Source organism: Algiphilus sp. (assembly GCF_965216485.1).
Classification (GTDB): Bacteria; Pseudomonadota; Gammaproteobacteria; order Nevskiales; family Nevskiaceae; genus Algiphilus.
In genome coordinates this window covers 2,199,835-2,213,893 of record NZ_OZ244162.1, presented here as the reverse complement: position 1 = coordinate 2,213,893, position 14,059 = coordinate 2,199,835, and the positions used below count along the sequence as shown (strand labels likewise).

The window sequence follows — 14,059 nt, the reverse complement described above, 5'->3', positions numbered from 1 at the left end:
ATGCGCGCGCTCGGCCTGCATTGGCTGCCTCCGCTGGATCGCAAGCTGTTGCGCGATCTCTGGCATATCAAGGGTCAGGCCTTTGCCATTGCGCTCGTCATCGCCTGCGGCGTCGGTGTCTACATCATGAGCAAGGGCATGTTCGCTTCGTTGGAAGAGACACGCCGCGCCTATTACGAACGCTACCGCTTTGCCGATATCGTGGCGCCAGTCACGCGCGCACCGCGTGCATTGCAGGATCAGCTTTCCGCTCTGCCGGGGGTGCGCCGCGCGGAAACACGGATTCGCGCCAGCGCCATCATCGATGTCGAGGGCGCCGATGCTCCCATTAGCGGCGTCATGATCGCGTTGCCGGAGCGGCGGCAGCCGCGCATCAACGATATCGTTCTCCGCAGCGGGCGCTACTTCGATCCACGCCGCCCCAATGAAGTCCTGGTCCTTGAGGATTTCGCCAAAGCCCACGGCCTGGAGCCCGGTGCGACCTTTCACGCCATCCTCAACGGGGCGAAGCGGCAGTTGACCGTCGCAGGCCTGGCGCTGGCGCCGGAGTACGTCTACGCCATTGCGCCCGGCGAACTGGTGCCCGATGACAGTGGCTTCGGCGTGATCTGGATGCAGCGCGACGCGCTGGCCCATGCCTTCGACCTGGACGGGGCATTCAACGAAGCGCTGCTTCTTACCCAGCCGGGCGTCAACGAGACCGCGCTGATCGAGCGCCTTGACCGTCTCCTCAAACCCTTCGGTACGCCCGGTGCCTACGGGCGGGACCAGCAACCCTCGGACCAGTTCCTTTCGAACGAGATCCAGCAGCTCAATGTCATGGCGCGGTTGCTGCCGCCCATCTTCCTCTTTGTCGCGGCCTTTCTGCTCAATGTCGTCATCACGCGTCTGATCGAAACCGAGCGCGAACAGATCGGCCTGCTCAAGGCCTTTGGTTACTCCAACCGCTTCGTGGGCCTGCACTATTTCAAGCTGGTCGGCGCCATCACCATCGTCGGCATCGGGCTCGGCATAGGCATGGGGTTGTGGATGGGGCGCGGCCTGGCCACCATGTACATGGACAGCTTCAAGTTCCCCTTCCTGCTGTTCCGTGTGCCCGGCGATGTGTTCCTGATCGCCGCCGGATTCAGCCTGGCCGTCGCCGCCCTTGGCACCCTGTCGGCCGTGCTCAAGGTCATGCGGCTGGCCCCCGCGGTGGCCATGGTGCCGCCGGCGCCACCGGACTATAGCCGGGGCCGGCGTCGGCCGGTTTCAAGTACCGATCCGCGTCGCCTGGATCAGCCCACGCGCATGATTCTCCGCCATATCCGGCGCTGGCCCCGGCGTGCGGCATTGACCTGTCTGGGCATCGCCATGTCCATGGGCCTGCTTGTGGGCTCGAGTTTCTCGCTCGACGCGATGATTCACATGGTGGACGTGCACTTCAATATCGCCGAGCGCCAGGATGTGACGGTCCACTTCGCGGAAGCCCGGAGCCTGTCGGCGCTGCACAGTGTGTCCAATGCCCCCGGTGTGCTTAGGGCCGAGCCCTTCCGCGCCATCCGCGCGGTGCTGCGCCACGGTACCCGAATGCGCCGCGAAACCATCATCGGCATGCACCCTGACGCCCGCCTCAGCCGGTTGCTCGACGCCGAGTACGCGTCCGTCGCGCTGCCACCACACGGGCTTGTCGTCACGGACAAGCTTGCCGAACTCCTGGACGTCCAGGCCGGTGATCGCGTGCAGGTGGAGATCACTGAAGGCCGCCGCCCTGTTGTTGAGCTGCGTGTGGCGCGCATCGTCCACACCTACATGGGCACGGCCGCCTACATCGACATCATGGCGTTGAGCCACATCCTCAATGAGACCGAAACCATCAACGGCGCCCACCTGCTGGTTGACCCGGCGCAGACGCAAGCCCTCTACGCCAAGTTGAAGAGCACGCCCATCGTCGCCGGTGTCGGCCTTCAGCGTGAAGCCCAGTCTGCGTTCTACGACACGCTGCAGGAAAACCTCGGCACTTTCGTCCTGTTCAACACCCTCTTCGCCGGACTCATCGCCATCGGTGTTGTCTACAACAGCGCGCGTATTTCCCTCTCCGAACGCGGCCGCGAACTGGCGAGCCTGCGCGTTCTTGGGCTGTCGCGCGGCGAGGTCTCCTACATCCTGCTCGGCGAGTTGGCCTTGCTGACGATACTGGCGCTGCCAGTCGGCGCCGGCCTCGGCTGGATACTGGCCTGGGGGATGACCGAGTCCTTCGATACCGAGATCTTCCGCATCCCGCTGATCGTGGATCTCTCCACCTATGCCTATGCGGCTCTCGTGGTTGTTGTGGCCGCCATCACCTCGGGCCTGCTGGTGCGGCGGCGTGTGGACCGGCTAGACCTCATCTCTGTCCTCAAGACACGCGAATAACGCACTGAATTCCAATGGCTGAACAACACCAGAACACCAAGCTTCGTCGCAGGGTCGGCATCGGGATCGTGGTGGTCCTGGTGGGCTTCTTCGTCTTCGCCTTCCTGCCCGATCCGGTGCCCGTGGACATGGCAACCCTTGAGCGCGGCCCCATGACGGTGCATGTGCGCGATGAAGGCCGAACCCGCGTGCGCGACATCTATATCGTCTCCGCGCCGGTATCGGGCCACCTGCTGCGCCTCGACGGTCAGGTCGGCGACAAGGTACAGGCCGGCGAAACGCTCATCGCCCGCTTTCTCCCCAACGACCCGGCCTTTCTGGACGCACGAAGCCGGCGCCAGGCCGAGGCCGCTGTACGTAGTGCGCGGGCAGCGCTCAGCCTGGCCGAGGCGGAAAAGCGCAAGGCCGAGGCGCAACTGGAATTTGCCAAGGCCGAAGCTGCGCGGGCGCAGCGCCTCTCCGAGCGCGGCAGCTATTCCGGTGCGGATCTGGAACGCGCCGAACTCGCCCTGAAGACCGCCAAGGCGGCCTTTGAGACCGCGCGTGCCGCGGCACAGGTCCGGGCCGCCGAGCTCGAGAACGCCCAGGCTGTACTCACCAATCCGGGCGAAGACAATACAGCCGCAGACGACGACGGCATCGTGGAAGTGGTGGCACCCACCGACGGCCGCATCTTGCGTGTGCTCCAGGAAAGCGAAACGGTAGTGGCAGCCGGCACCCCGCTCGTGGAACTCGGCGACCCGCAGCAGATGGAGATCGTGGTAGATGTGTTGTCGCGCGACGCGGTGCGCATCCAGGAAGGCGCTGCCGTGGCCATCACCGGCTGGGGTGGCGATCACGCGCTGGCGGGCACCGTACGCCGCATCGAACCCTACGGCTTCACCAAGGTGTCGGCGCTCGGTATCGAAGAGCAGCGGGTCAACGTCATCATTGATCTGGATGCCCCACCCGCGCAATGGTCGTCTCTCGGGCATGGCTTCCGCGTCGACGCGGACATCACCGTCTGGCATGCCGACGACGTGCTGCGCGTACCAACCAGCGCCTTGTTCCGCCATGAAGGCGACTGGGCCGCGTACCTTGTCAATGAGGGGCGCGCGCAGCGGGCTTTGCTGTCCATCGGCAAGAACAACGGTGAGCTTGCGGAAGTGTTGGGTGGGGTGGATGCAGGCGCGACGGTGGTGCTCCATCCCAGCGAGCGCATCAGCGACGGCGTGCGTCTGACTTCGCGCTCGGAATCGCCTTAGAACCGCCACGATCTCGCGCTACACTTGGTTGGTCGACCACCGTCGCCGAAATCGGCCATGCAGCTTCAAGATATTGTCCCCTGGGGCCGCTCGGGCGCGGAGTACGCCCGCATGTTCGCACTCCAGCCGGAGGACCTGGCCGGCCGCCGGGTGTTGTCCTTCGGCGATGGTCCTTCGGATTTCCAGGTGTGGGCGCGGGGCCAATGCACGCGGGTGCAATCCGTGGATCCGCTCTATGCCTTCGAGGCGGATGCCATCGCAGAACGCATTGAGGCGGTCCGTCCCGAAATCACCAAAGGGTTGCAGGAAAGCCGGGCGGCCTTCCATTGGGACGACTTCGATAGCCCCGAAGCGATGGTCGAGAATCGACTGGCGACCATGGCGCGCTTTCTGGACGACTATCGCGCGCGTGGCAACGACGGCCAAAGCTATCTGGCGCGTGCCCTGCCTGATCTCGACGGCGTGATGGAGGCGGACTTGGGGCTGTGCTCCCATCTGCTGTTTCTGTACAGCGCCCACCTTGATGAAGACACGCACTGGACTTGGCTGCAGGCCATGCTGACCAAGGTGCCGGAGTTGCGTGTCTACCCGCTCGTCCGTCTGGATGGCACGCCTTCGGAGCACGTGGCGCCGATGACGACGCGACTGCTGCAGGCGGGCTTTGGTGTGGAGCAGGTGCCCTGCCACTACCGCGTCCAGCAGGGCGCCTATAATTTTCTACGGATCACCCGATGAGCGCCGAGCCAGGCCAACTGGACACCACCGCACACCTTGCTAGTTGGGAAGCCAATGCCGACGCATGGATTGCGGCCGTCCGCAACCGTGCACTGCCCAGTCGGCGCATCACGGATGCGGCACTGCTGCAGCGGATTGCCCATCGGCCGTATCAGTCCCTGCTCGACATCGGCTGCGGCGAGGGCTGGCTGCTGCGCCAACTTGGCGGTACGGCGGGCCGTCGGCTGATGGGTGTCGATGCCTGTGCCGCGCTGATCGAGGCGGCCGCCGCCGCCCAACAGGACGCGGACTTCGTGTGTGTCGACTATGACGGGCTCGCGCAGTGTTCTTCTTTGGTGGGCATGTCCTTCGACTGGATCGTGTTCAATTTCGCTCTTTTCGGTGCAGAAGCGGACACGGCTGCGCTGGGCTTCGCCCTCGCCCACCTTGCGCCCGAAGGACGCGTGCTGATCCAGACGCTGCCCGGTGGGAGCCAGGAAGCCACGAGCTGCGAGACCTTTGCCCATCTTCCCGGCGAATGGACACCCATGCCCTATCAATTGCGCAGCCCAGCCGATTGGCAGCGCCTGTGCGCAGCTGCCGGAGGTCAGATTCTGGACAGCACCATCGTGTGCGATGACAACGGCGTCGCATTGTCCATCCTCATGGAGATCGGGCCGTGACCTTCCCTGGCCCCCTGCCCGAGGGTGCGATTGCCGTCATCTTCACCTCCATGCGCAGCGCAGATGACGACCATGGCTACGAGGCCATGGCCGAACGCATGCTGGAACTGGTGGAAGCCCAGCACGGCTACCTCGGTGCCACCTCCGTACGCGATCCCGCAACGCGTGTCGGCATCACGGTGAGCTACTGGGTCGACGAAAGCGCGGCCCGACAGTGGAAGCAGGTCGCCGAGCACCAGCTGGCGCAGCGCGAGGGCCGCAGACATTGGTACGAGCACTATCGGGTTGAGGTTTGCCGCGTTGTGCGTCAATACGATCACACGAGTTCCACCCTGGATGATTGACTCTCATCACGGCTACAGGGTTAAGCTCCTCCCATGAGAGCTTGCTTCACGGCACTGCTGAGTCTGCTGCTGGTGCTTGGCCCCATGGGTCAGGTGCTGGCGCATTGCTGTGCCGAGATAACGCACGGTGATCAGCCGGAGTGGTCCGCGGATGCTGGTGTCGATGACCTGCCGTGTCACGGAGACGCTCCGACGGCGGTTGTCATCGAAGAAGCTTCCGATTCCAAGACGGCGCATCCGCACGACTGCGCGTCTGCATGGGATTGCTGTGGTGCCGCGGTTTCGGCTCTGGCGGAAGCGCAAAGCCAGCCACTGATGCTTTCTGCCGACACCGAGCTCCCTGCGCTCGCGGTTGACTGCCCGTACCACCTCCCTGACGCGGTCTACCGCCCTCCCCGAAGCATCTGACGCGACTGCCGCGCTACTTGCGCGGCCGGGATGCCGTGTCTGAGACACGGTGTATCCGGGTGCACCTGCACCCGTGACGTCGAGGATGTATCTGGTGAAACACTCGCAATTTCATGCGGCTGAGCGGCGAATCGCACGGCTTTTCTCGTTGCTGCTCATGGCCGTCAGTCTCTCGCTTTCTGCGGCGGAGCCCACGCAACGGCTCACGAGCGCGGCACTCGTTGCCGAGGTGCTGCGTGCCAACGCCAGCATTGCCGCCCTTGAGGCGAGCCAACAGGCACTGGCCGCCGAAGCGCGGCGCGCGGACGCGCTGGACGATCCGCGTCTGCACTACGCCATCGCCCCAAAGTCGATCGACGACCCCTCGGTCGAGACCGGACATATCGTCGGTATTTCCCAGTCCCTGCCCTGGCCTGGGAAGCGCACGCTGCAACGCCAACGGGCGCTGTCGGAGGCCGAAGCCGCGGGCTATGGTCTGGAGGTACGGCGACGCGAACTTGCTTTCGAAGCGCGAAACGCCTTCGCGGACTGGGCATTTCTTGGGGGTGCGCTGCGCATCAATGCCGAGCAGCAGGCGCAATTGCGCACGCTGGTCACCGTGGCCGAGCAACGCTACGCCGCAGGGAGCGGCACCCAGCAGGACCCGCTGGCCGCGAAGGTGCGCCTGCTGCGGCTACGCGAAGCGCAATGGCAGCTCGAAGCCGAGCAGGAGACCGCCCGCGCGCGCCTCAACGCCTTGCGCCAACGGGCCTCCGATACGCCATTGCCGGAAGCTGCAGCCATCCCCTTGCAGACGGATCTTCCGCCCATGGATCGGCTGGTCCAGGCGGCCGAACAGACGCATCCGGGGTTGGCCCAGCTGGATGCCGAGCGCGACAGCGCCGAGGCGAGTCGCGATCTGGAGCGCTTGGCACGCCGCCCGGATTTCACGCTCAGCGCGAACTATGTGGGGACCCTGCCGCGAGAGCCGTATCGCACGCAGCTTGGTGTCGCGCTCACGGTGCCCTTCGGGCAGGACAAGTACGACGCAGCCCAGGCTGCAGCATTGGCCCGCAGCGAGCGGGTGCGCGCCACGCGCGATGATCTTGCCCACCGCCTGCGCGCCGATGTGCGCAGTGCCTACGGCCGCTGGCGCGCCGCCGACCGGGCACGCCGACTCTATGAGCAGGAGCTCTCTACCCTCGCGCAGCAGAGCCGTGAAACCGCCCTGGCACTGTATTCACGCGGACGCGGCGATGTGCAGGCCGTCATCGATGCCGAGACGGAGTGGCTGGCAGTACGAACGGGCCGGTTGCGCACTCAGCGCGACGCCTTTCAGGCGCTGGCGCGACTGGCCCAGCTCAGTGGTGGTCGCTTCGACGACAGCCTCCTTGCGGAGACCCAGCCATGACCCTGCGAATGCTCTTGATGTTGTGCACGGCTTTGCTACTCGGGCTCGCCATCGGTGGCGGTGTTGCATTCACCCTGCTCGACGATGCGGGCAATGATGGAGGCGCAGCGGCCCAATCGGGGGATGGCCCCTGCCCCGGAGGCGCACAGCCGGCCTATTGGGTAGCGCCGATGGATGCCAACTACCGCCGCGACGAACCCGGAAAGTCGCCCATGGGCATGGACCTCGTGCCGCAATGCGAATCCGAGGCCCTCAACGATTACCAGATCGCTGTATCGCCAGCGACGATTCAGACCTTGGGCGTGCGTACCGCGCCGGTCCAGCACGCACCGTTTTCGCCCACGCTGGCGCTTAGCGGGCGTCTGATTGCTGATCCGGGCCGCGAACAGCGTGTGCACAGTCGCACCGAAGGCTGGCTACAGACGCTTGGAGTCACTGGCGATGGCGACACCGTCGCCGCCGGCGACACGCTGTACAGCCTGTTCTCGCCGCAATTCTATGCTGCCGAATCGGATTATCTGGCGGCTGCCGGTCATGCTGGTCTGCGGCGGGCCGCGGCGGAGCGGCTGCGCGCCTTAGGGTACCGCGATGCCCAGATCAAGGCGCTTGAGCGCCGCGCTCAGGCCACGGATACGGTACTGATCCAGGCCACGGCGGCGCGTACGGTCACAGGCATGCATGTGCGGGCGGGTCAGTACGTGCAGCCCGGCACCCATCTCATGACGCTGGCGCAGCTCGACCGCTTGTGGCTGCTGGCGCAGGTCGAAGAAGCGCATATCGGTCGTCTGCGAGAGGGGCAATCCGCAACGGTGCAGGTCGCTGCATTTCCTGGCGAGCGCTGGGAGGCATCGATTGAGCGCCTGGCCAGTCAGCTGGACCCGCAGACACGCACACTCACCGCACGCCTGGTCATCGACAATGCCGATGGCCGTCTTCGGCCCGAGATGTTCGTTCGCGCCGATATCGCGCTTCCGGCCAGCGACGCCGTGCTCAGCGTACCGGCGAGCAGCGTCATCCGCGACGGACGCAGCGACCGCGTCGTCAAGGCTGTGGGCGATGGCCGCTTTGAAGTGGCCAAGGTGGAATTGGGCCAACGCGTGGGGGATCGCTGGGAAGTGCGCGCAGGCTTGTCTGCGCAGGACGACGTCGTGATCCAGGGCCAGTTCCTGCTGGACACCGAAGCCAATGTCGACGCCGAAGCCTTGCGCCTCTCCGAGCCCGAGCCCGAGACCGCGTCTGGCCACTCCGCCGCAGACCATACCCATCACGGCACCGAAGCCGATGCGCGCATGGACCATTCCTCGCATCACGACATGCACGGTGACGCCACCTCGATGGGTGTCGAACACGGCTCGCACCCCGCCCCATCCGGTTCTGATGCTCAGCCGTCGGAGCACCATCAGCACGCCCATGGTGACCATGGCGCGGGGCATGGCGAGGCACACCCATGATCACCCGCATCATCGAGTGGTCCCTGCAGAACCGTGCGTTAGTCCTCATCGCGACGGCTTTTCTGGTGGTTGCAGGCATCGTCGCCCTGCGCGCCACCCCGGTGGATGCCATCCCCGATCTCTCGGATGTGCAAGTCGTCGTGCGGACCGCCTACGCTGGTCAGGCGCCACGGCTGGTTGAGCAGCAGGTGACCTATCCGCTGTCCACCGCCATGCTGGCGGTGCCCAAGGCGCAGACAGTGCGCGGCTATTCCTTCTTCGGCGATTCCTTCGTCTACGTCATCTTCGATGAAGGCACTGACCCCTACTGGGCGCGTTCGCGGGTCCTTGAATCACTGTCGCAGGTGTCGGCCGAGCTACCGGCTGCAGCGCGACCCAAACTCGGGCCCGATGCGACCGGGGTCGGCTGGGTCTATGAATACGCCCTGGTGGACCGCAGCGGGCAGCGCAACCTTGCCGATCTCACCAGCCTGCAGAACTGGCTGCTGAAGTTCGAGCTGCAGGCGGTTGAAGGCGTGGCTGAGGTGGCCACCGTGGGCGGCATGGTGAAGCAGTACCAGGTGGTTGCCGACCCGGACCGATTGCGGGCACACGCGTTACCGCTGTCCGCGGTGCGCAAGGCCGTCGCCGATGCCAATCAGGAGACGGGTGGTGGCGTGATCGAGATGGCCGAAGCCGAGTACATGGTGCGCGCGACGGGCTATCTCGGCACACTCGAAGATCTGCGCGCGGTTCCGTTGATCAGTAACCGCGATGGCACGGTGGTACGTCTCGACGAGGTGGCAGAGATTCGTCTGGGTCCGCAGATGCGGCGTGGCATTGCCGAACTCAACGGCGAAGGCGAGGTGGTGGGCGGCATCGTGGTCATGCGTCAGGGCGAAAATGCACAGGCCACCATCGACCGGGTCCGGGCCCGTCTGAAGGAACTCCAGCCCAGCTTGCCCGACAGCGTCGAGGTGGTCACGACCTACGACCGCTCTGCCCTTATCGGGCGTTCCATCAACACCCTACGCACCACCTTGGTCGAGGAACTGGTGATTGTCGCGGTGATCTGTGCGCTCTTCCTGTTTCATCTGCGCTCGGCACTGGTGGCTGTGATTGGCCTGCCCATTGGCATTCTGGTGGCCTTTCTGGTCATGCGCGCGCAGGGGCTGAACGCCAACATCATGTCGCTGGGCGGAATCGCGATTGCCATCGGCGCCATGGTCGATGGCGCTATCGTGATGGTGGAAAACCTGCATGTACATCTGGCGCGCAAGGATGCGCGTTCACACTGGCAGAAGGTGCGGGACGCGGCCTGCGAGGTCGGGCCGCCACTCTTCTTCTCTCTGGCGATCATCACGCTGTCCTTCATTCCAGTGTTCAGTCTGCAGGCCCAGGAGGGGCGGCTGTTTGCTCCGCTGGCCTTTACCAAGACCTACGCCATGGCGGCAGCCGCGGGCCTAGCAGTGACCCTTATCCCGGTGCTGATGGGATTGCTCATTCGCGGCCCCGTCCGCCCCGAGCAGGCGAATCCGCTGAATCGCGCATTGCTTGCGCTGTATCGGCCACTGCTTCGCAGCGTCACACGCCAGCCCTGGGTGGTGATGGCCGCGGGGCTGCTGGTGGCGCTGAGCGGGCTCTATCCCGCCACCAAGCTCGGCAGTGAATTCATGCCGCCCCTGGACGAAGGGGATTGGATGTACATGCCCACCACGGAGCCGGGTATCAGCATCGGTACGGCGCGCACGTTGCTGCAGCAGACCGACAAGCTGATCAAGAGCGTGCCGGAGGTGGATACCGTCTTCGGCAAGATCGGGCGCGCCGAAACTGCGACCGATCCGGCGCCGCTGACGATGATCGAGACCACCATCACCTTCAAGCCCGAATCCGAGTGGAGGCCGGGAATGACGCTGGAGGATATCCGCGCCGAGATCCGTGAACGGGTCAATATTCCCGGCCTCACCAATGCCTGGGTCATGCCCATCCGGACGCGCATCGACATGCTGGCCACCGGCATCAAGACACCGGTGGGGATCAAGGTGCAGGGTCCGGAGCTGTCGACGATCCAGGCGATCGGCGAGGAACTGGAACGCATTCTTGGCCAGGTCGACGGCACGCTCAGCGTCTTCGCCGAACGGGTGGCGGGCGGACGCTATGTGACGATCGACATCGATCGCGGGGCGGCCGGCCGATACGGTCTCAATATCGCGCAACTGCATGCTGTGGTGCAGAGCGCCATTGGCGGCATGAACATCACCGAAACCGTCGAAGGCCGCGAGCGCTATCCCGTCAATCTGCGATATCCGCAATCGTGGCGGGCCTCGCCTGAGGCATTGCAGCGTCTGCCGCTGATGACGCCGCAGGGACAATGGATTGTGCTCGGTGATGTGGCGGATATCCGCATCGAGGCCGGCGCTCCGGTGATCAAGAGCGAAAATGCGCGCCTCAGCGGTTGGGTCTATGTCGATATCGCCCATCGTGACCTGGGCAGCTACGTCGAGGCGGCCAAGCAGGCCGTCGAGACATCGCTTGCGCTACCGGCGGGCTACAGCCTGGTGTGGTCCGGGCAGTATGAATACATGCAGCGCGCGGCCGAACGGTTACAGCTGCTGGTCCCCGCCACGCTGGGGGTCATCGTGCTGCTGCTCTACATGGCCTTTCGGCAAGTGACACCCGTGCTCCTCGTTCTGGCCACGGTACCCATGAGCCTCGCTGGCGGGTTCTGGCTGCTTCATCTGCTGGGTTATTCGCTGTCCGTTGCAGTGGCGGTGGGTTTCATTGCACTGGCCGGCGTTGCCGTGGAAATCAGCGTGGTGATGCTCAGCTACCTTCGGCAGGAGTGCCGCCACTTGACGCGTAGCTCTGACGACGCGGACTTTGTCCTCGCAGTGCAGAGTGGCGCGCTTCGGCGCTTGAGGCCCGTGGTCATGACGGCCACGGCCACCATTGCCGGGCTTATCCCCATCATGCTGAGCACCGGAACGGGTTCCGAAGTCATGCGCCGCATCGCCGCACCCATGGTCGGCGGCATGGTCACGACGCTGCTTCTCGCGCTATTGCTGCTGCCGGCTGCCTACGTTCTGGCTTGCCGTCCACGTCAGTGACGGGCCATCAAGCCATGACGTCGGGTCGACAAAGGCTCTTCATGGCGTCCGCGCAACCTCGGCAAAGACCGCTTGGGGTTTGGCGTAGAGCAGCAGTTGGCCCGCCTCCGCTACGGGGGTCACGGCTTCGGTTGCATAGAAGGCACGGACCGCGCCGATATCAACGATCTCATCGGCAGTACCGTGGACGGCGGTGACCGGTACGCTGTGCTGACGCAGCGTCCCCCAGTCGCGACATTGCAACCTTACGGCTTCGACAAAGCGCTCTGCACCGGCCGCTGCAGCACTGGCCACCGCGGGGCAGAGCTCCTCAACCAAGGTCTTGTCGTCAAGAACGGCGACATCCGTCGGATGCGCACGGTAGGCGGTCTGCAGAAAGCGCCGCGCGTGCCCCGTGTGTACATAGCCCACGCCAAGGCGAGCAAAAGGCAATAACAAGCCGGGCTGACGGCGAACCAGTTGCAGCCATACCCGGCGGCTCATTGGCAATGTCTCATCGTGAGCGCGCGTTAGAGGTACGGGACCGGCACACACCACCACGCGCTTCACGCGTTGCGGGCAAGCTTGTGCCAAGGCGTGGGCGTAGATCGCACCGACCACATTGCCGAGCACTGGAAGCGGCGGGAGGTCATGCCGCATCAGCCACTCGCCAATACGTCCGGAGACCACGTTCAGGTCAGTGTCATCGGGAGGCGGTGGGCTGCTACCGGCGTAGCCCGGGCGCGCCAAGGCAAGAATGCGGAGCCCGGATTGCCTTGCGGCCGCAGCCACCGAGGAAGGCAGCTCTGGGCCCAGCAAGGCGGTGTGCAGAAGCAGTACCGGTTGCCCATCGGGTGCGCCGTACTCGATGTGACACAACCTGCGTCCGTCGGCGAGCTCGGTCGTGACGACATCTCCTGCCGTTTCCGCCGCCGCACCTTCCTGCGCCGCCACCAATGCGAGGCCGCGTACCAGAAGCATCAGTTCGGCCTGAGTCCGACAAGGGGTGCGCGCCAGGGCACTCTTCAGCTGCGTGCGCACGGTGTGCAAGGAACGATGCCGTTGCGCCGCGAATTCGGCGAGCGAATCCCCCTGTAGCAGGGCGGCGATGATCTGTAACTCCGTCTTGCTGAAGCCAAATATCCCCTGTAACGACTCGGCGAGCGCGTCGGTCCACGCACTCGGCATGCGCGTGGAAATGGCCGCAGCCTGCTGCAAGTGCGGTTCCAGCGGTCCCAACAGCTCAACCGCTCGCTCAGGAGCCTGCTGCGTTATGTCGTGGATGGCCTGCATGAGCTCGGGAAACCGGCGCGCGTCCGTTCCACTGGCATAGCACAGGGCAATAAGGGGATGTGCTTCAGGGTTCGGCATCGACTTCGATCATGGTGTCGCGCGGGTAAGTATATGCAGTGAATACACCACGTGGGGTATTGGTGATCCCCCGGGGAGCACGCATAGTTGCCGCACCGAATTTTTGGGAATGGATACTCAAAATGACTGCGCTTCCTCAACTCCGCGGCCTTGCCGTGTTGGCCGCCACCATGGCCACGCTGCTAGCCGGCACGGCTTCCGCTGGCACTGCGACCATTATGAATGGCAAGGACGCCACCACGATTGAATATGCCGGCGACAAGCTGCGCATGAACACCGATGACGAAGGCTATATGGTCATCCGCGACGGCCGTATGTATGTCGTCACTGACGGCACGGTCATGGATGCCTCATCCATGATGGGCATGTTCGGGGCTGCGATCCCCGCCCCCGGGCCCAGCGCTGCCAAGGTGGAGAAGCTGAGCAATACCGGCCGCACTGAAACCATCGCCGGTATCCGTGGCGAGATCTGGGAGATTCGCTACATCGATGACAAAGGCAAGCCCAAGACCAGCGAGGTGGTGCTGTCCGGCGATGCGCGCGCCCGTGAGTTCCAGGCGGCGCTGGGGTTGATGACACGCACGCTGCTCAACGCGGCGGGCAAGGACACCCACGGTGCGGACGTCATGCTGAGAGAGTTCGAATCACGCAAGCGCGGCATGCTTCGCATGGACGACGAATTTCGGGTAAGCGCTTTGACGGACCAGCGCGTGGCGGAGGATCTTTTCAGTCTGCCCTCCGAGCCTGTAAGCCTGCCTGGATTCGGCGGCAACGCAACTGCCAGTGACAACGAAGACCAGGCCCAGGCCGGCGACAAGGGTGGCGCCTTGGGCGCCCTGGGCGGGCTGTTCGGCAAGAAGGCCGAACGCCAGCAGGAACGCGTCGAGGACCGCACGGAATCCGAGGTGGATGAAGCCACCGATAGCGTCGTCGACAAAGTGCTCGACAAGGCATTCGACAAGCTGTTCGGCAACTGAGCCAAAACTTACTAGAGA

General features: G+C 64.6%; 11 protein-coding genes. 10 read left to right on the top strand and 1 reads right to left on the bottom strand.

Features of this window, described 5'->3' with window-relative positions; all coding sequences use genetic code 11:
• From ACOOFO_RS10200 to ACOOFO_RS10160, 9 genes are all read left to right on the top strand, one after another.
• Entirely contained in the window at positions 1–2,394 is a 2,394-nt protein-coding gene (locus ACOOFO_RS10200) for an ABC transporter permease (RefSeq protein ID WP_420426668.1), read from the top strand.
• A 14-nt stretch (positions 2,395–2,408) separates the two neighbouring features.
• A complete protein-coding gene (locus ACOOFO_RS10195; protein ID WP_420426667.1) occupies positions 2,409–3,638 on the top strand; it encodes an efflux RND transporter periplasmic adaptor subunit in 1,230 nt (409 codons plus the stop codon).
• A 57-nt stretch (positions 3,639–3,695) separates the two neighbouring features.
• The gene (locus ACOOFO_RS10190) at positions 3,696–4,373 is read left to right on the top strand and encodes an SAM-dependent methyltransferase (RefSeq protein WP_420426666.1); all 678 of its coding nucleotides are present in this window, start codon (positions 3,696–3,698) and stop codon (positions 4,371–4,373) included.
• Positions 4,370–5,035 carry an SAM-dependent methyltransferase gene (locus ACOOFO_RS10185; protein WP_420426665.1) on the top strand — a complete coding sequence of 222 codons (666 nt, stop codon included), beginning with the start codon at positions 4,370–4,372 and terminating at the stop codon, positions 5,033–5,035. The genes ACOOFO_RS10190 and ACOOFO_RS10185 overlap by 4 nt, the downstream gene beginning before the upstream one ends.
• On the top strand, positions 5,032–5,379 hold the full coding sequence (locus tag ACOOFO_RS10180; protein ID WP_420426664.1) for an antibiotic biosynthesis monooxygenase family protein: 348 nt from the start codon (positions 5,032–5,034) through the stop codon (positions 5,377–5,379). Before ACOOFO_RS10185 ends, ACOOFO_RS10180 begins: the two co-directional genes overlap by 4 nt.
• A 33-nt stretch (positions 5,380–5,412) precedes the next feature.
• Positions 5,413–5,787, top strand: a complete 375-nt coding sequence (locus ACOOFO_RS10175) for a hypothetical protein (RefSeq protein ID WP_420426663.1) — start codon at positions 5,413–5,415, stop codon at positions 5,785–5,787.
• A gap of 94 nt (positions 5,788–5,881) precedes the next feature.
• Positions 5,882–7,177: a TolC family protein gene (locus tag ACOOFO_RS10170; RefSeq protein WP_420426662.1), complete on the top strand. Its 1,296-nt coding sequence runs from the start codon at positions 5,882–5,884 to the stop codon at positions 7,175–7,177.
• A complete protein-coding gene (locus ACOOFO_RS10165; protein ID WP_420426661.1) occupies positions 7,174–8,628 on the top strand; it encodes an efflux RND transporter periplasmic adaptor subunit in 1,455 nt (484 codons plus the stop codon). Before ACOOFO_RS10170 ends, ACOOFO_RS10165 begins: the two co-directional genes overlap by 4 nt.
• Positions 8,625–11,714 (top strand): efflux RND transporter permease subunit, encoded by a 3,090-nt coding sequence (locus tag ACOOFO_RS10160; protein ID WP_420426660.1) that lies wholly within the window; start codon positions 8,625–8,627, stop codon positions 11,712–11,714. The genes ACOOFO_RS10165 and ACOOFO_RS10160 overlap by 4 nt, the downstream gene beginning before the upstream one ends.
• 39 nt (positions 11,715–11,753) lie before the next feature.
• Here the strand turns inward: ACOOFO_RS10160 and ACOOFO_RS10155 are convergent, their stop codons facing one another.
• Positions 11,754–13,064, bottom strand: coding sequence for an alpha/beta fold hydrolase (locus tag ACOOFO_RS10155; RefSeq protein ID WP_420426659.1), 1,311 nt, complete (start codon positions 13,062–13,064; stop codon positions 11,754–11,756).
• Between the two features lie 122 nt (positions 13,065–13,186).
• On the opposite strand from ACOOFO_RS10155, the gene ACOOFO_RS10150 reads away from it, so the two are divergent.
• Positions 13,187–14,041, top strand: coding sequence for a hypothetical protein (locus tag ACOOFO_RS10150; RefSeq protein ID WP_420426658.1), 855 nt, complete (start codon positions 13,187–13,189; stop codon positions 14,039–14,041).
• Positions 14,042–14,059: the final 18 nt, after the last annotated feature.